Genomic DNA, 20,632 nt, shown 5'->3' on the forward strand with positions numbered 1-20,632 from the left:
CGGACAACAAGCTCCGGACAGCGACGCCGGACAGCGATCCGCGAGCCGCGGCTTCACCGCGCGCAGGCCCGGGGAGGCGACTGCTGGTACGGATCGTGCAGATACCTGGCGCGTTCGCGGGCGCTGAGGTCCCTGCGCAGGGAGCGGCATATCCTGCTGAGCGCTTCGTCGGCGCTGAGGAGCACGTTCCACAGCCGCAGCGCGCCGTCGTCGCCGCCGCTGGCGACGGTGCGGCCGTCAGGGCTGAACGCCACCGACCGCACCGGTCCCGCCTGTCCGGGCAACACGACCTTCTGCAGGCCTGTGGACGTACCCCACAGCCGTACCGTCCCGTCGCGGCCGCCGCTGACCACCGTGCGGCCGTCGGGGCTGAAGGCCACTGTCTGTGCGCTGCCCCGGACTCCGGTCAGCCCGGCCCGGGACCGCCCGGTGTCCGTGTCCCACAGCCGCACCGTGCCGTCGTCGCTGCCACCGGCGACGCTGTTCCCGTCCGGTGCGAACGACACCGCCCGGATGGGCGACTTGACTCCGCGGACGCTCCGGGCCTTGCCCGTGGCCGTGTCCCACAGGCGCAGAGTGCCGTCGCGTCCACCACTGGCGACCGTACGGCCGTCCGGGCCGAACGCGACCGATCCCACCGGACCTCGATGTCCCGTCAGCACATTCCGCTGCTTGCCGCTGGCCGGGTCCCACAGCCGTACGGTTCCGTCCCGTCCGCCACTGACGACCGTACGGCCGTCCGGACTGAACGCCACCGAGCCCACCCTGTCCTGATGGCCCCTCAGCACGGCCCGTTGCTCGCCGCTGGTCGCGTCCCACAGCCGGACGGTTCCGTCACGGCCACCACTGACGACCGTACGACCGTCCGGACTGAACGCGACCGACCGCACGGCCCCTTTGTGCCCGTCGAGTGTGCTGCGCACCCTGCCGGTCGCCGAGACCCGCAGCCGTACCGTCCCATCGTCTCCACCACTGGCGACCGTGCGGCCGTCCGGACTGAACCCCACCGAATTCACGGCAGCCCCGGTCCCGGTCGCCGTGATGCGCGCCTTGCCGGTGGCCACGGCCCACAGCCGTACGGCTCCGTCGCGGCCGCCGCTGACCACCGTGCCACCGTCCTGGCTGAACGCCACGGACCACACGGCGCCGCCCTGCCCGCTCAGCACGGCACGCCGCGACCCGTTCGCCGCGTCCCACAGCCGTACCGTGCCGTCGCGGCCGCCGCTGACCACCGTGCGTCCGTCCGGACTGAACCCCACCGACTCGGCGTCGCGGCCGTGCTCGGTCAGCGCGATGCGCTCCTTGCCGGTCGCCGGAGTCCACAGCCGCACCGTGCCGTCGCGTCCACCGCTGGCGACGGTGCGCCCGTCCGGACCGAACGCCACCGCGTTCACGGCGCCCTCGTGTCCGTCGAGTGTGGTGAGCGCCCTGCCGGTGGCCGCGTTCCACAGCCGTACCGTGCCGTCGTGTCCGCCACTCGCCACCGTGCGTCCGTTCGGGCTGAACGCCACCGCGCGCACGTTGCCCTGTTGTGCCGTCAGGGCGTTCCGTTGCTTGCCGGTCGCCGCGTTCCACAGCCGTACCGTGCCGTCGTCCCCGCCGCCGGCGACTGTGCGCCCGTCCGGGCTGTACGCGACGGCGTCGACGGCGCCTTGGTGGTTCGTCAGTACGTCCTGCTGCTTGCCGGTGGTCGTGTCCCACAGGCGTACGGTTCCGTCGCGGCCGCCGCTCGCCACCGTACTGCCATCAGGGCTCAGCGCCACCGAGGTCACAGCGCCCTTGTGTCCGTGGAGTGTGGTGCGTGCCTTGCCGGCCGCCGCGTTCCACAGCCGTACCGTGCCGTCGTGTCCGCCACTCGCCACCGTGCGGCCGTCCGGGCTGATGGCCACCGACTCCACGTCCCCCTCATGGCCGGTGAGCCGCTGCTGGAGGGGGCGCGAGGCAGCGGCCAGGAGGCTGGTGGTGGCCTCGGCGGTGGGGCGGATCCGGTAGGCGTAGACGGCCAGGAGCGAGGCCAGGTCGGACTCGTCGGCGAGGAGAATGGACGCCTGGGCGGCGAGCTGCCGGGACAGCGTGCTGCGCTGTTCGGCGACGGCCTCGCGCCGATGGCTCTCGCTGGTGCGGTACTGGTCCCAGGCGATCAGACCCGACACGAGGGCGATGACGAGCAGCACGGACAAGGTGATGGTGAGCCGGCGCAGGCGCCGCGTGGCGCGGACCGCGGCGCGTCGCTCACGGTCCCGGGCCGCGGTGCTCGCTGTCAGGAAGTCACGTTCCAGCGCGGTCAGCGTGCTGTCGGGAGCGGCGAAGGACTCCTCGGCCGCCGCCAGCCGCGTGCCGCGGTACAGCGCCCCGGGGTCACGGCCCTCACGGTCCCAGGCGGTGGCCGCCTCGCTCAGCCGCTGGTGCAGCAGCAGCCCCGCCCGGTCCTCGTCGATCCAGTCGCGCAGCCGCGGCCAGGCGTGCAGCAGTGCCTCGTGGGTGAGTTCGACGGTGTCGGTGTCCAAGGTGATCAGCCGGGCGCGGGCCAGCGCGTCCAGGACCGTCTCGATGCCGGCCCGGTCCTCACTCAGCCAGTCCAGGTCGGCGCGGGCCAGTCTGCGTCTGGTGGCGTCCGTGCCCTCGCCGATCGCGACGAGGCGCAGCAGGACGGCGCGGGCCAGGTGCCGCTGCCCGTCGGCGAGCCCGGCGTGGACCGCCTCGGCGGTCTGGGCCAGGGCGTGCCGGATGCCTCCCGCGGCCTCGTACCCGGACAGGGTGAGGGTGCTGCCGCGGCGGCGGCACCAGGTCTCGCGCAGCGCGTGGGAGACCAGGGGCAGCACGGTGGTCCTGCCGGTGGCGTCGGCGATCACGCGGGCGAGGAGCGCTCCCTCGACGGTGCAGGCGGCGCGGGCGGCGGGCCGGCTGATCGCCCGGCGCAGCTCGTCGGTGGTCATCGGCCCGACGAGCAATTGGGCGTCGCGCAGCGCCTCGACGAGGTCGGGGTGTTGCGCGCAGCGCGCGTAGAAATCGGCCCGCACGCCCAGCACGACGCGGGTGCGGCTGTTGGCGGCCTGGGCGGCGGTGAGCAGTGCGGTGATGAAGAGGGTGCGCTCCGTGGCGTCGGCGCAGAGGGTGAACACCTCCTCGAACTGGTCCACCACGATCAGGAGTTCCGCATCGGGCGGCCGGTCCGCCAGGGCCTTGAGCACGGTCAGGTGCAGGGCCCGCGGGTCCGTCGCGAGATCCCGGCGCAGGGCGGTGGCGGAGCCGCCGCTGACGGCGGCCAGCCGTGCGGCGCACTCCTCCAGGGGGTGGGCCCCGGGCGCGAACAGGACGGTGGCCCACTCGGCGTGGGAGCCGTCGTGGACGCGCGGCAGCAGACCGGCGCGCAGCAGCGAGGACTTCCCCGCCCCCGAGGCGCCGAACACGGCGAGGAAGCGCCGGTCGCGGACCCGGCGTACCAGGTCGTCGGTCAGCTGCTCCCGCCCGAAGAACCAGGCGGCGTCCTCCTGCTGGAACGCGGCGAGCCCCACGTAGGGCCCACGCGGCTCCCGGCTCCCGGCGCCGGGAGCCGCCTCGTCGGCCGTTGCCGTGGCGGCGGCCGCGAGCCGGGCGCCGAGCGCGTGCCACCGCGCCTCCCACGAGGCCACGTCCCCGCCGCAGGCCCGCACATAGGCGAGTGTGACCGGCAGACTCGGCAGCCTGCGGCCGCCCGCCGCGTCGGCCAGCGTCGTCGACGAGTAGTGGGCGTCACGCGCCAGCTGGCGGTACGGCGGGCTGCCCGCCTTCTCCCGCAACTGCCGTAGACCCGCCGCGAATGCGGTCAGCTCGCCACCGTCGTCCTCCAGCGGACGCTCTCCCCGTGGCACAGCTCCCACCCCCGGCCCACCGTCGCTCAGAGAGTCATTGTCCAAGCCGGTCCTCCGGAGTCCAGCCACCGGATCCGGACAACCGGAGTGAACTCCCTTACATGTGCCGGGCGAAGAGAGTTGAGGAGAAGGGCGCTGCCGAACGCGTCTCAGGCGCAGGCGGTAGTCGTGGACGCCCGGTGGTCACGGCCGGTGGAGGAGTCGGACCACACCTGGTCGTGTCCCGAGGGCTACGTCCTCGTGGGCCGCGAGCATCTGGGCGGCCCCGGCGGGATGCGAACGGACGGCCGCCGATCGACGCCGTGCCCGAACTCGGGCGGGCACGGCTCGACGAGCCGCTGCGGCATGTGGGCGCCCTCCTCGACGCGCAGGCGCCGCACGGTTCCCGCACCGCCCGCGGCCACCTCCTGGCTCTCGCCGCGAGCAACCGCGTCCCCGACGGGCGGGTGGACGAGGTCCTTTCCCTCGGCATGCGCCAGCGCCTCGGCATCGCCGCCGCTGCTGGGCGATCCCCAGGTGCTGCTGCTCGACGAGCCGTCGAACGGCCTCGACCCCGAGGGCATCATCTGGATCCGTGAGCTGATGCGCCGCCTCGCGCGGGAGAACCGCACCGTGCTGGTCTCCGTCCTGGGCAAGGGCAGGCTGCCGGCGGACACACCCACGAAGGACTTCATCGCGGCCCGCGTCAAGCCGCGGGTCCGCGTCCGCGTCCGCACGACGGAGCCCGCACGGCTGCGCGAGGTTCTGCGGCACCACGGCCACACCCCGGTCGACTCGGACGACGGGCGCATCCTCATCGACGGCGCCGAGATCGACGCCATCGGCCCGCTGATAGCCGTACTCCGCTCCGAGCGGATCAAGATCAGGACCCTGCGCGGCACCGCCTGGTCGCTACCGGCGGTCTTCCTCCTGACCACCGGCTTCGCCGTCGCGGCCAACGGCGACTCCGAGGCGGACAGCGCCGACTGGCGGGACTCGGCGTGACGGCGCTGTGGACGGGCGCGGCGGTGCTCGCGGGACGGGGGTCCCTCAAGCGCAGGACGCGTGGGCCGAGCGGGGCGGTGCGGATGTTGGCCGAAACCGGTCGACAGGGACTGTCACGGTACGCAATCATGTCGTGACGCAAGGCAAGTGCCGTATGTCGTGCGGTGCGCCTCGAGGGGGCCTTCCAGTGGAACCATCCGAAGCACCCATCGCCCTCGACCGCGATGTGTTCATGCGCAGTCTGATCCGTGAACTGGCGCGTGTCCTGGAGGACGTGGTCGGCCTGGAGGAGGCGGCGGGGTACGTCAGCCTCGTCAGCCAGACCATCGGCGGTGACATCAACAGCCAGTACACCAAAGCACTTTCGGTGGACCGTCTCGACCGTGCGCAGGTGGCGCGGACCATGGTCGACCTGAAGACGCGGCTCGGCGGTCAGTTCTTCGTCATCGAGGAGAACGAACAACGCATCGTTCTGGGCAACCGGGTGTGCCCGTTCGGTGAGAAGGTCGTGGGCCGCCCCTCGATGTGCATGATGACGTCGAACATCTTCGGGACCATCGCCGCCGAGAACCTCGGCTATGCCCGCGTGGAGCTGGAGAAGACCATCGCCCGCTGGGACGTGGGCTGTCGCGTCGTCGTCCATCTGCGCCCGCCGTCGGAACCGGAACGCGGAACCGGGCGTGAGTACTACGGCGATCTGCTGTGATCCGCGTCGAGGCGCTGACCCTCTTCCGGAAGATCACCGGTCTGCTCACAGAGCCCGTGCTGCTCGTCGCCGCCGACACCCGGGTGCTGGCCGCGAACCCGGCGGCGGTTCGGCTGCTGCCGGGTGTCGAGGACGGTACGCCGCTGAGCGGCCATGTCTCCGAGTCCGCCGATGATGTCGCCCTGCGCGTCCGGCAGTGGCTGCGCACCAGCCATCCGACGCCGGCGGGCCTCACACTGCACGGCTTCGACGGCACACGGGTGCGCTGCCGCTGCTTCGGCGCCCGCGCCCAGTGGCTGCCCACCCCGACCGTCCATCTGCGTGCGGCCCGCATCGACCCCTGCGACCGCTTCCTCACTATGAAGGAACGCGTCAACGCCCTGGAGCGCGAGCGCACACTCCGCTTCCGTGCCACCGAGGACCGCATCGCGCTCACCACGTCCCTCGCCGAGGCGCACGCCAGGCTCGACGGCCTGCACACGCTCGTCGTGGCGCTGGCCACGGCCACCACACCGGCAGCCGTCGTCCGGTCGGTCGCCGAACACGCGGCGCCCGTCCTCGGCTGTACGACAGCCCACCTGCACCTCACCCCTCCAGCCCCCACACCCGCCCGCCTCCATATCCCTGTCCCCCCGCACGCCACCCTTGTCCTCGCGGCGGACAGCCCGCCCGCTCCGGAGCATGTGGATTCGGTGACGGCACTGATCGGCTCCGCGCTCAGGAACGTGTAGGGGGCCCGGACCCGCAGCCTCTCCAGACGCGGTCCGGGCGCAGGGGCAAGGAGGCGAAGCGGACGCCGGTGGCATCGCGTACGGCGTTGGCCAGCGCCGGGGCCACAGCGTTGAAGGGCAGCTCGCTCATCGGTTTCGGGTCCACCGCGCCGTCCCCGTCCGCGTACTCGACGAAGTGGACGTCTGTGGGCGGCACTTCGCCGAAGTGAGGGATGGTGTAGGCGCGCAGGCCAGGGGTGGTGACATGGCCTGCGGAGTCGGTGGGCAGGTCTTCTCGCAGTGTGGTGCCCACGCCTTGGACGACGGCTCCCTCGACCTGGCCGCGGCACTGCGCGGCGTCCATCACCGTACCGGCGTCCGCCGCGTGCACGCTGTCGAGGACGCGCACCAGTCCGGTCGCGGTGTCGACCTCTACGCGGAACCACTGGGCGCTGAACGCCAGCGACGGGACGATGTCCTCCGCGAGACAGGTGGCGGAGGCGCGGAGCGGGGTGTCGGCCGTCCGGGCGTCGGTGCGGAGTGCGGCGAGGGTGTGGCAGGCGCGGGCGACGGCGCGGCCCGTGAGGGTGAGGCCGGTGGAACCGAAGCCGCCGCTGTGGTGGCCGGTCCGATCTGTGTCGGCCTCGCTGAGACGCACGTGGTCGCAGCTGGTGGAGAGGGCGCGGGCGGCGATGCGGCGCAGCACGGTGCTGGTGCCGCTGCCGAAGTCGGGGACGGCGGTGGCCACGTCGTAGTGGCCGTCCGGGCGCAGGGTGACAGTCGCCTGGGCGATGTGCTGGTCGGCGGGGACGGTGTAGAGGGTGGCCACGGCCAGGCCTTCGCCCACGAGGTGGCGCTGTCCGCCGCGTACGGGGTGCGTGCGCAGGCGCTGGGCACGGGCTCGGCCGATCAGGTCCAGGCAGCGGCCGAGGCCCTCGTCCATGACGGGGCGGTGCCCGCCGGCGCCTGGAAACGGGGCCTGTTGGCCGGGGCGGCGGTAGGCGCGTTCACGGAGGGTGAGGGGGTCGAGGCCAAGGCGGCGGGCGAGGTCGTCGAGGGCGGATTCCAGGGCGAAGGCGAGCTGGCCGCCGCCGTATCCGCGGAAGGCGCCCGCGGGGACGTTGTGGGTGCGCACGCAGTAGCCCTCGACGGTCAGGTTCGGGCAGCGGTAGAGGGCCAGAGTCTCCGTGCAGGCGACGTTGAGGACGGAGGGGCCGTGGTTTCCGTAGGCGCCGGTGTCGGCGACGGCGCGCAGTTTCACAGCGGTGAGGGTGCCGTCGCGGCGTGCGCCGAGGGTGACGCGGACCTGAAAGGGGTGGCGGGTGGTGGTGGCGGTCAGCTCGTCGGTGCGGGTGTTCTCCAGTTGTACGGGCCGCCCGGTGTGCAGGGCGGCGAGCAGGGCGACGTCCTCGGTCTGCAGATCCTGACTCCGGCCGAAGGAACCGCCCAGACGGCCGGCGGTGACGCGCAGGCGGTCCGGGTCGAGTCCGAACACCTGGCACAGCCTGCGGCGGACCAGATGCGGGGCCTGGGTGGCGCAGTGCAGGTGCAGGCGGCCGTCGGCTTCGGCCCACACCCGGCTGGCGTGGCACTCCATGGCGGTGTGCTGGACCCGCTGCGTGCGGAAGGTGCCCTCGTGGACGATGTCCGCCTCGGCCAGGCCCCGCTCGGTGTCTCCGGTGGTGTGGTGGAACTCCCCGGCGATGTTGCCGTCCTCGCACACGCGTACCGCTTGAGGGGCCAGTGCCTGATCGGGGTCGGTCACAGCGGGCAGGACCTGGTAGGTGACGCGGACGAGGTCGCGGGCGCGGGCGGCGGCGCCGGGGCTGTCGGCGACGACGACGGCGACGCGCTGCCCGACGTGCCGTACGACGTCGTCCAGGACGCGCGTGTCGGCGGGGTCGTCGCCGGTGTCTTCGTGCAGGGCCGTGGAGAAGCGACCCTGCGGAGCGTCGTGGTGGGTGAGGACGGCGTGCACGCCCGGCGCGGCGCGAGCGGCGGTGGCATCGACGCCCAGGACACGGGCGTGCCGATGGGGGGACCGCACCAGGGCGATGTGCAGCAGGCCGGCCGGCTCGGGGTGGTCGAGAGTGAAGCGTGCGGTGCCGGTGACGATGCCGTGGGCGACCGTGTCCCCTTGATCCGGGACGCCGGACGACTCGCATCCCTCACCGTTTGCATGCCGCGCCGCCTCAACCGCCTCGCCGATGGGCCGGTACCCGGTGCACCGGCACAGATTGCCCTTCAGGGACTGCGGCAGGTCGGCGAGCTGCTGGGAGGTCAAGGCGCCCGCGGTCATGACGAACCCCGCGGTGCAGAAGCCGCACTGGAAGGCCCGCGACCGGGCGAATGCCTCCTGTACGGGATGCGGTCGCCCGTCGGCGCCCAGGCCCTCCACGGTCGTGACGGTGCGTCCGTCGGCGCGGTGCGCCGGATACAGGCAGCTGTGCACAGCCAGCCCGTCCACGTGAACGGTGCACGCTCCGCAGTCGCCCGTGTCGCAGCCCTTCTTCACCCCCGTCCAGCCGCGCTCCCGCAGGTAGGTGCGCAGGCACTGCCCCGGCCGTGGCGGCTCCTGGCTTTCGCTGTCGTTGATCCGTACCGAGAACGCCATACCGCCTACCGCCCCTCCCCCGGCTCGCACCTGACCTCTTCCGCCAGGAGTTCGACCAGGTGCCGGCGCCAGTCCGCCGGTCCGTGCACATCTTCGAGCAGGAGGTCTGCGGTGAGCGCCTCCCGCAGGGTGTGCCGCAGTGCGTGGGCGGACGGCCTGCGGGCGAAGGAGAGGGGGACAGGCCGTGTCGTGGCGGCGGTGACGGTGACGGCCCACCGCCCGGTCTGCCGTTCGTCGGTGCCGATCACCAGGGCGGCCGACCTGCCCCACGTATGGGTGCTCACCCTGCGCGCCGTGCAGCGTTGGGCCAGTGCGGTGGCGGGCAGCATGATGGAGCGCAGCACCTCGCCGGGCAGCAGCACCGTGCTCCCGGGCCCGGTGACGAACCGCTCGGCGGCCACGGTCCGCGCACATCCGTCGAGGTCCACGATCCGGCACTCCCCGCGCAGCGCCACAGCCAGGGAGATCATGGGGCCGACAGGCAAGGCGGTACAGAGGTTGCCGCCGACCGTGGCGGTGTTCCACACCTTGAAGGACGACGAGAACGCCCGGCAGCAGTCGGCGATGAGTGCCCGGCCCGTCGGCCAGGGCCCGCCCCGCGCCTCGGCGAACGACAGCAGCTCGGCGATGGTGCAGGTGGCCGCCACCTCGACGCCGGTCCCGGTCACGGTGATCGGCCGCCATCCGCACGGCGCCAGATCCCGCAGTCGCCGCACGGTGGGCTGAGGCTCACCGAACAGTGCCGTACCGCCCGCCAGCCACGCGTCCCCCGGCAGCCAGGGCAGCCGACCGCGCCCATCCACCACATGGCGCACCGCTGTCAGATCCATACGCCCTTCCATCCCTCTGAGCATCAACCATCATCATGCTCACTTTCCGGGCGCGGGGCGAAGTCGGCCGCCGGCGATCATGTCCCGCGGGAGCGCGGGTGACACGAACCCGTTGGTCCGCTCCTTCGTACAGACCGTGGCCGTCTCGCTACGGTGTTCACACCAGGACTGAACCGGGAGGCGCAGCATGCAACTCGCAGCGGAGAAGGGCGACATCACCACCATCATCGGGGGCGTCGCCCCCGACTGGGGCCCCTTTGGCGCGCTGGGCACCGAGGCCAAGACCATGGTGCAGGTCGTCATGGCCCTGGCCCTGTTGCTCTGCCTGGCCATCGCCATCTGGGGCGCGGCCAAGCAACGGATCGGTGCCACGGCGCTCCGCGACACGTTCAGCGCGGAACAGGGCAAGGGGCTGATCGTCGCCGGTCTGACGGGCGTCTTCATCATCGGGTCCCTGGGGACGCTCTTCACCATCGTCTACGGAATGGCCATCTGACGGCCACGCAGGGGCGCCGGGCGGCAGAAGGAGCGGTCGCAGTACAGCAGGGGCGGTCGCGGTCCGACGTACGTGGCCTCGACCCGGCCGATCAGGATGCCGTGGTCGCCTCCGTCGACGATCTCGTGGAGCCGGCATGCCACCCGGACCGCCGCGTCGGGCAGCCCCGGCAGTCCCCTCTCGCAGGGTTCCATGTCCCCTGCCGCGAAGCGGTCGGTGCCCCGCGCGGCGAACCGGGCGGCCACCTCGGCCTGGTCCGCGGCCAGCACGTTGACGAGGAAGTGGCGTGCCGAGGCGAAGGCGCCGTACACACTGGCCGTACGGCCGACGCAGACCAGGACGAGGGGCGGTTCCAGGGACAGCGACGAGAAGGAACTCGCCGTGAAGCCCCATGGCCGCCCCGCCCCGTCGACGGTCGTGGTGACCGTGACGGGGGCGGGGACCCGTGCCATGGCGTGGGTGAAGGCCGTGCGGTCCAGGTCGCCGGTCATCGGCCGTCCTCCTGTGCGCGGATGTCCTCCCCGGACCGGCCGGGGCCCGCCTCCAGCAGGAGAGGCGGCCGGAAGTCCACGATGGTCTTCAGATCGGTCGTGGCCCGGTAGTTGGCCAGGATGTCGACGAGTTGGTCGTAGTCGTCGAAGGGGCACACCGTGGACAGGAGCCCCTTGCCGTCCACGATGCCGGTCGCCAGCATGTGGGCTGCGGCGACGATCACGTTGGCCGTGCGGTGCATGGGGAAGCTGCTGACGTCGAACGGGGCCGAGCTGATGTTGAGGCCCTTGGCCAGCATCAGCCAGGTGTCGAACTGCTGCATCTCCTGCGACGCCCCGTACAGGACGTACCGCCCCTGTGGCTTGAGCTTCCGCATCGCCAGCCTGCGCGGGTCCTTCTCGCGGTCCGTCGCCTTGACCGTGGGCAGGGCGTCGAAGACGTAGTCGAAGGAGTTGTCCGGTACGCGGCTCAGCTCCTCGGGGAGATGGGCGCGTTCGGAGAAGTGCGCCTCGGCCTGCGCGTTGCGCCGCTGGTTGGCGTCGACCGACACCACGCTGTGCGGCGCGAACAGGCGCTTGATGACGCTGCCGGCGATGATGCCGATGGGCCCGGTGCCGAGGATGAGCACCCGGTCGCCGACCTTCGGCGGATGGGTCAGCATGGAGCGCAGCGCGCCCGTGGTGGGCTCGATGAACGACGCCTCCAGGTCGCCGAGGGAGTCCGGGACCTTCACGGCGGCCGCGCGGCGGTCGTCGAAGAAGTCCCGGTCGGCCCAGAAGAGGTCCTCTTTGTCCTCACCGGAGAACACGGGCCGCAGGGACCGGTACTCGGCGAACCCGCCGAAGTCGGTCTGGCCCCAGTAGACGATCCGGTCACCGATGGAGATGTCCACGGCGCTGCGGAACTCCGGCCCGATGTCGACGACTTCTCCGAGGTACTCGTGGCCCAGGATGATCGGATACTCCGAGGGATAGAGGTGCCCCTCGAAGAAGGAGATGTCCGTGGAGCAGATGGACACGCACCGTGTCTTCAGCAGCAGGCCGTCGGGCGGCGTCGCGGGGACGGGTACCTCGGCGAGGACGGTCTTGCGGGGGGCGATGAGTTGGAGCGCTTTCATGTTCGGCATGGTGATGCCTCTTCCGTTCAGTGGGATTTCAGTGGTGTCGGTGGGATTTCAGTGGTGCAGAACCGGGCCGTCACCGAGCAGGTACTGGCCCACGGTCTCGAAGTGCGCCGACGACAAGGTGATGTGCTTGACAGCCGTGTGGATGTCGCGGAAGCACCGTTCGAGCCGGCCGCTGGTGTACACGGCGCGTGCGCCGGCGAGGTCGTAGAGGGTGTCCACGGCGGCGGTGGCGTCCTCGGCGACGGTCGCCGCGGTCAACTTGACCAGGGCGCTGAGCGGTTCACCGCCGTCCTGACCATGGGCCGATACGCGTCGGGCCGCGTCGGCGAGCAGCAGAGCCGTGCGGCGCACCCGCATCTGGGCTCGCGCGTAGCCGGCGTGGACAGTCCCGGTGGGAGCGGTGGCGGAGTCCGACAGCAGCTCGCGGAACGTCTCCACCGCGTCCTGTGCGATGCCCAGGACCGTGGAGGCGGACGTGAAGGGCCCGAAGTCGTAGTAGCCGATGGCGTACGCCCGTGAGGCGCGGCTCGGCGGCGGGCGCAGCATCGCCGCTCCGTCGACGGTGAACTCCTCCGGTACGAAGGCGTCGTCGACGTCGAAGTGGTTGCTGCCGGTGCCGCGCAGGCCCAGCGAGTGCCAGGTGTCCTGCGGGCGGACCGCCGACCGGGGCACGAAGAGCATGCGCGGCGCCCCGTCCGGCACCTGTGCGGCGCACACCAGCCAGTCGGCGTGCGCGGAGCCGCTGGCGAACGGCCAGGTGCCGGTCAGCCGGTAGCCGCCCGGCACTTGGCGGGCCCGGCCCGCGGGGCGGACGCTGCCCACGACCAGTCCGCTGTGTTCGGCGAAGACGGTGTGGGCCGCCGCTTCGGAGAGGTAGTCGGACAGTCGGCCGATGGCCCCCTGTACGCCCATCTGCCAGGCCACGGAGGCGTCCAGCCGGGCGAGCCGCCGCAGGACGGCGGAGCCGGTGGTCAGGCTGACGTTTCCGCCGCCGAAGCGGCGGCCGACCCACATGCGGTGCAGGCCGTTGGCCCGCAGTGCGTCGATGACGGGCGTCGGGGTGACGCGGTCCCGTTCGGCCTGCTCCCGGTGCTCGCGCACCACGGGTGCGATCGCGTCGACCCGGTCGAGCCACTGCGTGCCGCCGTCGGGAGCCGGTGCCGTCTGGAGCAGTGTGGGGCGGCGCTGTGGGTGAACTGTGTGGGCGGTCACGGTGATACCTCCTGTGCGTGGTGACGCTGTGACTGTTACGCCGTCGCCAGGGCGATCGGCATGTCACCACCGTGGCGGCCCGGCCGTCCCGGGCGCCTGAGCCGTGCTGCCTCTTCCCGTACGCACCGGAGCCGGGACGGGGCCGGGCGGCGGATGGGGCACGCGGCTCTGCGCGGGAGCGGGACGCGGATCAGCTGTGTGGCCCACGCGGCCGGGCGCGTGGGCGCGCGAGACTGGCCTGCGGGGGACGTCCCATGAGGAGGTCGCCGTGAGAAGAGTGTGCCGACCGCGATCGGCGTACCGAGCGTATCGAGGGTGTAGGTGCTCAGTCCTGGCCGCTGGGCGACGGCGGGGCGTCCGCGCCCAGCCCCGCGTTGCGGGCGCGGACGATGGCCTGTGCCCGGTCGTTGACCTGCAGCTTGGCGAAGATGTTCGCGACGTGGTTGCGGACCGTCTTGTCGGAGATGGTCAGCCGGCGGGCGATCTGACGGTAGTTCAGCCCGCCGGCCAGCAGATCGAGGATCTCCAGCTCCCGCGGAGTCAGTTCCGGGAACGCGGACCTTCCCGGCGCGGCCGCGAGCGAGTCGAAGTACGTACGCAACCGCAGGGCGACCCGGGGGCCGAAGACCGCACCGCCGCGCGCGACGGTGCGCATCGCCGTCAGGATCTCCTCGCGGTCCGCGCCCTTGACCAGATAGCCGTGGGCGCCGGCCCGCATCGCCGCCAGGACGTTGTCGTCGTCGTCCGACATGCTCAGCACCAGCACCTTGACGTCGGGACGGTCGACGAGCAGGCGCCTGGTGACCTCGATGCCGGACCCGTCGGGCAGCCCCAGGTCGAGGACGACCACCTGGGGAGCGGCGCTGACGCTCAGCGCGACGGCCTCGTCGGCGCCGCCCGCCACCCCGACGACCCGGAAACCGTCCTGGGGCAGAAAGACGCCGCGCAGCCCCTCCAGGAACATCGGGTGGTCGTCGACCAGCAGGACGGTGATCGTGTCCGCGTCGGCGCCAAGAGCGCTCTCCTCTGCCACGGCGATTACTATAGGTGATCACATGACTTCAGGCAGCGACTATGTGGTGGTCGGCGCCGTGCGGCGAACGCCTGCGGAGCGGCAGTTGGCCGCCGCGACACTGTGCGCCGCGGGCACCGTCGCCATCACCGCTCTGTGGATCTGCTACCTCCTGGCGCGCCTGGGCGCTCCCGGGGTGGCGCTGAGCGCACCGGGGCTGTCGGTCCTCCCCTACGGGCTGGCGGCCGCCGCCGGAGGCGTCCTGCTGCACGCGCACCGGCCGGGCAGCCCGGCGGGATGGATGCTGCTGGCCTTCGGTGTCTGCGCGATCCTGCCGAGCGCGGCGGCCGCCCCCGTCCTGGTGGAGCAGCCGGGACCCGCGGTGCGCGTCCTGGTCACCGTGGTGGAAATGCTGGGCAATCTGGTCTACGGGACGGTCTGGTACACGCTGACGCTGTGGTTCCCCGACGGCCGGCTGACCAGCCGGTGGTGGCGGCTCTACGTGGCCGCCGTCGCCCTGTGGATGGTGCCGCAGGTGTTCGTCGTCGCGGCGGCCCCCGGACGGTTCGGCCTGCCCAATCCCCTCAGCGGCGGCTGGTGGGGGGAGACGGCGGCCCTGCTGGACGCCTCCCTGGCGACTGCCTGGGAGGTGACCTACTACCTGCTCATCGGCGTGGGCGTCGCCGTGCTGCTGGCACGCCTGCGCTCCGGCGAGCCGCGTCGGCGGCGCCCGATCCTCCTGCTGGCCGCGGGTTACGTCGTGATGGCGGCCGGCCAGTCGGCCTTCCGCTATCTGCATGGCGGCCACTACTGGCCCGCCTTCGGCCTGTACGTCCTCGGCTCGGCCCTGTGGACGGCGTCCTTCGCCCATTTCGTGATGCGCACCGGCTCCTGGCGCATCAGCCGCTCGGCACGGCGGATGCTCGCCGGGCTCATGGTCGGAACGCTGCTCACGGCCGGCTTTGTCGCCGCGACCGCCGTGCTGGTCACCGGACTGGCGTTCGGCGAGACCGTCGACGCCTTGGTCCTGGTGGCCGTGGCCTTCCTGCTCGGCGCCGGACTACGCCGCACCATGGCCTGGGCGACCGGCCTGGTGGACCGCCTCTTCTACGGCGACCGGGCGCACCCCTACCAAGTCCTGCACACCCTCGCCACCCGCATCAGCCGCGCGGTCACTCCCGAGGAGATCCCGGCCACCCTGTGCGCCACCATCGTGGAGAGCCTGCGTCTTCCGGGCGCGGCCCTGGTCGTCCACACGCAAGCGGGTCCGCACCTGCTCGCCCGGGAGGGCCGGCTGGGACCCGAACCCCGCCACTTCGACCTGCTGCACCAGGGCGTCGCCATCGGCCGGATCTCGGTCGGTGTACGGGAAGGGGAGACGACACTCGATGCCCGGGACACCGGCGTCCTCTCGTCACTGGCCAACCAGGCGGCCCCGGCGCTCGCCTCCCTGCGTCTGCAGGAGGAGCTGCGTACCAGCAGGGAGCAGATCCTCACGGCGCGGGAGGAGGAGCGGCGGCATCTGCGGCGCGACATCCACGACGGGCTCGGCCCGACCCTGGCCGGGCTCCGGCTGCGCGTCGAGAACACGACCACGCGGCTGACCGCCGAGGACCCGGTCCGGGCGGCGTTGCACGCCGTCCGCGACGACCTCGGCATGGCGATCAGGGAGGTCAGGCGGATCACCGAACGCCTCGGCCCCGCGCCGCTGGCCGAACTGGGACTCACCGGCGCCCTGGGCCAGCTGGCCTGCGCCTTCGGCGCGAACCGGACCCGGATCGACATGGACCTGACTCCCTCCCCCCTGCCACCTCTCCCGGCGGCCGTCGAGGTCGCGGCCTACCGGATCGCCGCCGAGGCGCTCAACAACGTCGTACGCCATGCCCGGGCCGCACGCGCGCAGTTGCGGGTCCTGGTCGACGACGACCGGCTCACCCTCGTCGTCCAGGACGACGGAATCGGCGTCGATGCCGGCCCGCGTCACCGTGGCATGGGACTGCCCTCCATGATCGAGCGGGCCGCGGAGATCGGCGGCCACTGCACGATCGACCGCATGCGGCGCGGCACCCGGGTGTGCGCCGTTCTGCCCCGGTCCATCGGAGCGACGTACGGTACGGCGCGAACGTGACAGCGCCCGCTGCCGCGCGGGACGCGGCAGCGGGCGACAGCTCGCGGGGCGGTCAGGGTGCCGCCTTGTGGCATGCTCCCGGCTTGCAGCAGCTGGGGCAGGCCCGGCCCTTGCCGCTCGGCTGCGGGGTGCCGGACGCGCGGGCCGCCTGGGGCTTTCCCTGCCTGGCCACGACCGCGGTGGCGACTGCGGCGCATGCGACGGCCGAGGCGATGATCTTGTTCCTCATGGTGGGTCCTCCTGTGGGCGAACGGGGTTTCCCCGGAAGAGCGCGGCGCGCCCTCAGAAGAAACGTTTCATCTCCGTTCGCCCAGGCACATGGGCCCCACATCCCACTCGTGACCCGACTGCGGAAAGTCGCGGCCCGACTCCGCGGGGCTCCAGCGGCGGCCTGCGTGCCGTTCGCCTTCTTTGCCGTACCGACGCAGCGCGGGAGTTCCTCGCCGAGTTTCGGGGGTGGCGGAGTAGCCGAAGGAGGAGGTGGTGCCGCTGAGCCTGGCCGCGGCCCAGGGCGTCGGTGGAGTGCTTCTCCACGCGCGCGGGGTCGCGGCGCCGCGGACCGCGAACGCGCCGTGCGGCGCCTTGCCTTTGCCATGGTCGGCGGCTGCCGCGGCACCGACGACGGTGCGCCACGGCAACCCGTGGTCGGCCACGACCTTCGACAGTTACGCGATGCCGGCGTCGGGGAGGGTCCGCAGCCGGTGCTCGGCGCGGCTGCGGCGGCGCAGCAGTCGACGCCGGATCTCCCCGGCGGGCGCCGGCTCGGCCGGGGCCTCCGGCGCTTCCACCGCGTCGATGCGCATCGCGGGCCGCGGGCAGGTAGTGGCCGTATCCGGCCCGCGCCTTCGGTGTCCGCGACGACGGTCCTGGTCTCGTCCTCGGCGGTCGGGTCGTACAGCGGGCCCGTGTCTCAGAGGCGGGGAACGCGGCAGAAGTAGATCTCCGGATCGACCGGTACAGCGGCGGTTCGTGCTCGTCGGGCCTGCTTCTCAGGGGCCCGTGGGTGCGTTGTTGAGCAGTTCGAACACCCATGACGGCGGGCCGGTGCCGACGGGCCGGTGCCGGGTCCGCCGGATGCGGTGAACGGAGTTCACCCGGCCGGACACGGCTTGTACGCGATGCGCGTACTGCCGCGGCGGAGTCCGGCGGAATCACGGAGCGAGGCCTCATGGGGCATGATCCAGATACGCCAGAAACCCGCCACGGGATGATCTTGGTTGGCTGGGGCCTTGCCCGTCACCCGTACGGCCCAGTGTCGTTGGCGGTGACGTCGGGTTTCGTCCGGGGCGGGGTGGGTTGTGACCTCGATCGAGAGGGCCGCGTATCCGCGGTTCAAGCGGCTGATCACCGCGCATGAGCTGCATCTGTTCTTCGCGCCGAGCCGTGACGAGGTCGAGTGGGCTGCCGCACGTGCCGACTGCGATGAGCACCTCCTGTCCCAGCTGCTCGCGCTGAAGTCGTACCAGCGCATGGGGTGCTTCCCGAAGCTGGAAGAGATCCCGGAGATCGTGGTCGACTTCGTGCGCCGCGCGGTGGACCTGCCGGAGGGCACGGTGCCAAGGCCGCGAACCGTACGGCGGAGCGGCAGCGGGCCGCCGTACGCCGGCGCACGGGCCTGATCTATGACAAGGCGAAGGCCCGGAAGATCGCCGAGGCGGTGATGCGGTGCGAGGCCGTCTCGAAGAACCGTCCGGCGGACCTGGTCAACATCGCGCTGGAGAAGGTGGTCGAGGCCGGTCTTGAGCTGCAGGCCGAGCACCTGGGGTGGGTGGACGAGCTGGGCGAGGCCGGAGTGTGACTGACTGGCGTCGCCTCGGGGAAGATCACGGACTTCGCCGAGGAGGCGGACGCCGCGGACGCGCCGGGGCCGCGGGACTACAACCTGGTGAAGCGGCTCGCGCTGCTGGTGTGCCTGGTGCACAAGGCGCGGATGCGGGCCCGGGACGACCTGACCACGATGTTCACCAAGCGGATCGCGTTGCAGGTCAAGCGGGCCAAGACGGAGCTGGAGAGCATCCGGGAGCAACAGCAGGCCATCGTCGAGGCGCTGATCGGGAACTACCGCACGGTGCTCCAGCACATCGCGACGCCGACGGGCCCGTCCAGGCCGCGCGGGAGAAGGCGGCCGTGCTGACCGCCGAGATCCCTGACGGCAGTCGGGGAACTCGACCAGGATGCCGTGCCTGACGCCGTCACGGCCCGGCTCGGCGACGAGCTCGGGCCCGCTCCGCACACCATGGCGAAGGCCCTGCGCGTGCAGGCCGGCGCCCTGGAGGTGCCCGCGGCGGCGGTGGACGGCTTCGGCGGGTTCGAGGGGCAGTACGAGCAGATCGAGAAGGTCGCCGCCCATCACGGCAACTACTGGGAGGTGCTGCTGTATGGGCACCTGCTCAAGGACCGCTCCAGTGGATCGGCTTCGGCCAGGGCGGCGTCATCACTGACAACGACCCCATCGAGCAAGGGAGATCGACCCAGAGGACTTGGCCCACATCTCGGCGTACCTGACCGAGCACGTCCGCCGCTTCGGCGAGTACTCCACCCACGAACTCGGCATCCACCCCGAGGCGTACGACCGGCACGTGGATGTCGACTTCAGCCTGCTCCGCGACGGAGACCAGGCCGGCGAGGCCTTTGGACGGGCAGCCTAACGGCGCGGCTGGGGACGCCTGCCCCGTTCGCATGATCTGCTCCCGGGTGATCGGGTCAGCGATACAGCGGATTTCGGTAGCAGCCGCCCTGCTTCAGGGCGACGCATCAGCGCGCCGTCCAGCGGCTGCTGCTGGGTGGTCAGGTGTTGTTGACGCCGTTATCCGAGAGGAGGGGCAGCTTGTCGATGATGTGAGACAGCGGCTGGTCCCCCTCGGTTTCGGTTCTGTTCTCGGCACACTGCTGGTTCTGGTCCGAGCTGAGGATGTCCTGCACCCCGATGTTGACCAGCGCGACGATGTTCTGCACGTTCGTGATCGGGATGCCGATGCATTGCTTGTTGAGCTGGGTGTCGAGGAGGGCGAGCGGAGGGCCGTCGTCGCCGGGTGCGGCGGCGCGGAAGCCTGCGAAGGGGTTCTTGGGGAGTTCGGGCTTGGGAAGCTGGGGCGTAAGTTCCAGGAGGGCTCCGAACTTGTCGGCCAGGTCCTTGACGGGGTTGTTGGGGTCTTTGGCGGCCTTGTCGAGGCAGTCGCCGACAGCGTCCCGGGAGGCGGGCACGGGGATCTGGTTGAGGCGGACCAGGGCCAGGCCGGGCACGCCCCGGTTCAGCGCGGTGCTGTCGGGAAGACCGACGCATTTCGCGGTGGTCTGGGAGATCAGCATGAGGGCGGGGCCGTCGGGGTGTGGGGCGGCTGTAGCGGTGGGGGCGGCGGTCAGGAGGCTGGCGGCCGCCAGGCCAAGCGTGGTCAGAACGGTGGAAACGCGCATGATGTCTCCTCTGGTTCCTCCGAGGGGCGGGAGTGTTCGGGGGCGGGTCCCGAAGCGGGCGAAGAAATCGTCCGGCCATACGCCTGTGGACATAGCGGAACCCGTCCACCATGTCGTCACGGATGCACCCGGAATTCGGGGCGACGGTGCTGTGCGCGTTCGGATCGTCGTCGGCTGTCGTGTATGTCGCTCAGCGCTCTGTAGCCGTCAGGGGGATGGGCCTCCATACCTGGAGTCCGTCCTGCAGCCGGCTCGCAGCCCCAGTCTGCGTCATCTCTCCTCCTCGATTTTCACCCCGGCCTGATGCGACGGCATCTCGGGCGGCCTCACGCGTTCGCCAGACAGGCGACCCGAGCCCGGTAGTTGACCGTGAAACCCGCGGAACGATCTGAGTCGGCCCTTCCCGGAAACGGTGTTCTGGGAATGGTTTGTGACAGCATCCCGGGCCATGACGGACCCTCAGACCGCCCTCACGTCCGAAGCCGATGATGTCGAGCGCCATCCCTGCGCCCGTCGACCCAGACACCCCGAGCGCCGACATCCGCATCGGGTACGCGAGATGCTCCAGCCTCACCCAGGAACTCCAGTCGCAGCTCGATGCGCTCGCAGGACACGGCATCCCCCGAGACAGAATCTTCGCCGAGAAGATCAGCACCCGAGTGCGGGTCCGCCCGCAGTTCGAGGCCGCGCTCGCCGCCGCGAGGGAGATCAAGGCCCATGCCCCGCACTGCCGGCTGATCCTCACGGTGAACGAGATGAAGAGGCTGGGGCGCGATGCCGCGGAACTGACAGCCCGCCGACGACATTCCCCGTCCCCGCCACTCCCGCATCCGGCGCCCGGACGATCCGCTCACGCCGGAAGGAGCCGACCTCCGCCAGCGTCTCCAGGACCAGGCCCTCCAGCCCTCGGAGACCGAGTAGCCAGCAAGATCATCCCGTGGCGGGTTTCTGGTGTATCGGGTAACCGACGCCTATCGCATCCGATGCGAACTGGCGGCATCTTGCGCCGTGTTGGTCAGGTGGGCTTTGAAGCTGCTGATCAGCAGGTAGACGGTCC

19 protein-coding genes and 1 pseudogene are annotated in these 20,632 nt (G+C 71.7%); 10 read left to right on the top strand and 10 right to left on the bottom strand.

Annotated features, from left to right (window positions below):
- Positions 1-53 precede the first annotated feature (53 nt).
- A complete protein-coding gene (locus ACWDZ7_RS26515) occupies positions 54-3,851 on the bottom strand; it encodes an nSTAND1 domain-containing NTPase (RefSeq protein ID WP_451800343.1) in 3,798 nt (1,265 codons plus the stop codon).
- A gap of 101 nt (positions 3,852-3,952) precedes the next feature.
- Between ACWDZ7_RS26515 and ACWDZ7_RS26520 the strand changes: the two are divergent.
- The 3 genes and pseudogenes from ACWDZ7_RS26520 (at position 3,953) to ACWDZ7_RS26530 (ending at position 6,272) form a co-directional block, all read left to right on the top strand.
- Positions 3,953-4,835 (top strand): annotated as a pseudogene (locus ACWDZ7_RS26520) (ATP-binding cassette domain-containing protein).
- Positions 4,836-5,022: 187 nt separating this feature from the next.
- Positions 5,023-5,541 (top strand): methanogen output domain 1-containing protein, encoded by a 519-nt coding sequence (locus ACWDZ7_RS26525; RefSeq protein ID WP_451800344.1) that lies wholly within the window; start codon positions 5,023-5,025, stop codon positions 5,539-5,541.
- On the top strand, positions 5,538-6,272 hold the full coding sequence (locus ACWDZ7_RS26530; protein WP_451800345.1) for a hypothetical protein: 735 nt from the start codon (positions 5,538-5,540) through the stop codon (positions 6,270-6,272). Before ACWDZ7_RS26525 ends, ACWDZ7_RS26530 begins: the two co-directional genes overlap by 4 nt.
- On the opposite strand, the gene ACWDZ7_RS26535 is transcribed toward ACWDZ7_RS26530, so the two are convergent.
- Positions 6,259-8,865, bottom strand: coding sequence for a molybdopterin-dependent oxidoreductase (locus ACWDZ7_RS26535; protein ID WP_451800347.1), 2,607 nt, complete (start codon positions 8,863-8,865; stop codon positions 6,259-6,261). The two genes, ACWDZ7_RS26530 and ACWDZ7_RS26535, sit on opposite strands and share 14 nt — an antisense overlap.
- Before the next feature lie 5 nt (positions 8,866-8,870).
- On the bottom strand, positions 8,871-9,695 hold the full coding sequence (locus ACWDZ7_RS26540; protein WP_451800349.1) for an FAD binding domain-containing protein: 825 nt from the start codon (positions 9,693-9,695) through the stop codon (positions 8,871-8,873).
- A 187-nt stretch (positions 9,696-9,882) separates the two neighbouring features.
- Here ACWDZ7_RS26540 and ACWDZ7_RS26545 point away from each other — a divergent pair, with 187 nt between their 5' ends.
- Complete coding sequence (locus ACWDZ7_RS26545; protein WP_451513869.1) at positions 9,883-10,191, top strand: hypothetical protein; 309 nt, start codon at positions 9,883-9,885, stop codon at positions 10,189-10,191.
- Here the strand turns inward: ACWDZ7_RS26545 and ACWDZ7_RS26550 are convergent.
- The 4 genes from ACWDZ7_RS26550 to ACWDZ7_RS26565 form a co-directional block, all read right to left on the bottom strand.
- Positions 10,173-10,682 (bottom strand): flavin reductase family protein, encoded by a 510-nt coding sequence (locus tag ACWDZ7_RS26550; protein ID WP_451800351.1) that lies wholly within the window; start codon positions 10,680-10,682, stop codon positions 10,173-10,175. The two genes, ACWDZ7_RS26545 and ACWDZ7_RS26550, sit on opposite strands and share 19 nt — an antisense overlap.
- Complete coding sequence (locus ACWDZ7_RS26555) at positions 10,679-11,809, bottom strand: zinc-dependent alcohol dehydrogenase (protein WP_451800352.1); 1,131 nt, start codon at positions 11,807-11,809, stop codon at positions 10,679-10,681. The genes ACWDZ7_RS26550 and ACWDZ7_RS26555 overlap by 4 nt, the downstream gene beginning before the upstream one ends.
- A gap of 48 nt (positions 11,810-11,857) precedes the next feature.
- Complete coding sequence (locus tag ACWDZ7_RS26560; RefSeq protein WP_451800353.1) at positions 11,858-13,021, bottom strand: acyl-CoA dehydrogenase family protein; 1,164 nt, start codon at positions 13,019-13,021, stop codon at positions 11,858-11,860.
- A gap of 325 nt (positions 13,022-13,346) precedes the next feature.
- Entirely contained in the window at positions 13,347-14,054 is a 708-nt protein-coding gene (locus ACWDZ7_RS26565; protein WP_451800355.1) for a response regulator, read from the bottom strand.
- Positions 14,055-14,076: 22 nt separating this feature from the next.
- Here ACWDZ7_RS26565 and ACWDZ7_RS26570 point away from each other — a divergent pair, with 22 nt between their 5' ends.
- On the top strand, positions 14,077-16,161 hold the full coding sequence (locus ACWDZ7_RS26570; RefSeq protein ID WP_451800357.1) for a sensor histidine kinase: 2,085 nt from the start codon (positions 14,077-14,079) through the stop codon (positions 16,159-16,161).
- Between the two features lie 52 nt (positions 16,162-16,213).
- On the opposite strand, the gene ACWDZ7_RS26575 is transcribed toward ACWDZ7_RS26570, so the two are convergent.
- Both ACWDZ7_RS26575 and ACWDZ7_RS26580 read right to left on the bottom strand, forming a co-directional pair.
- Entirely contained in the window at positions 16,214-16,390 is a 177-nt protein-coding gene (locus tag ACWDZ7_RS26575) for a hypothetical protein (protein ID WP_451800358.1), read from the bottom strand.
- Positions 16,391-16,826: 436 nt separating this feature from the next.
- On the bottom strand, positions 16,827-16,964 hold the full coding sequence (locus ACWDZ7_RS26580; RefSeq protein WP_451800359.1) for a hypothetical protein: 138 nt from the start codon (positions 16,962-16,964) through the stop codon (positions 16,827-16,829).
- Positions 16,965-17,459: 495 nt separating this feature from the next.
- Here ACWDZ7_RS26580 and ACWDZ7_RS26585 point away from each other — a divergent pair, with 495 nt between their 5' ends.
- From ACWDZ7_RS26585 to ACWDZ7_RS26600, 4 genes are all read left to right on the top strand, one after another.
- Complete coding sequence (locus tag ACWDZ7_RS26585; protein ID WP_451800361.1) at positions 17,460-17,780, top strand: DUF4158 domain-containing protein; 321 nt, start codon at positions 17,460-17,462, stop codon at positions 17,778-17,780.
- Between the two features lie 38 nt (positions 17,781-17,818).
- On the top strand, positions 17,819-17,959 hold the full coding sequence (locus ACWDZ7_RS26590; protein WP_451800363.1) for a hypothetical protein: 141 nt from the start codon (positions 17,819-17,821) through the stop codon (positions 17,957-17,959).
- An 87-nt stretch (positions 17,960-18,046) separates the two neighbouring features.
- Positions 18,047-18,295, top strand: coding sequence for a hypothetical protein (locus ACWDZ7_RS26595; RefSeq protein WP_451800364.1), 249 nt, complete (start codon positions 18,047-18,049; stop codon positions 18,293-18,295).
- Between the two features lie 346 nt (positions 18,296-18,641).
- The gene (locus ACWDZ7_RS26600) at positions 18,642-18,809 is read left to right on the top strand and encodes a hypothetical protein (RefSeq protein WP_451800366.1); all 168 of its coding nucleotides are present in this window, start codon (positions 18,642-18,644) and stop codon (positions 18,807-18,809) included.
- A gap of 139 nt (positions 18,810-18,948) precedes the next feature.
- On the opposite strand, the gene ACWDZ7_RS26605 is transcribed toward ACWDZ7_RS26600, so the two are convergent.
- A complete protein-coding gene (locus tag ACWDZ7_RS26605) occupies positions 18,949-19,575 on the bottom strand; it encodes a rodlin (RefSeq protein WP_451800367.1) in 627 nt (208 codons plus the stop codon).
- 488 nt (positions 19,576-20,063) lie between these two features.
- On the opposite strand from ACWDZ7_RS26605, the gene ACWDZ7_RS26610 reads away from it, so the two are divergent.
- Positions 20,064-20,632: recombinase family protein (locus ACWDZ7_RS26610; protein ID WP_451800369.1), on the top strand; the 569-nt coding region annotated here is incomplete at its 3' end.

Source organism: Streptomyces sp. NPDC003032, assembly GCF_053591415.1.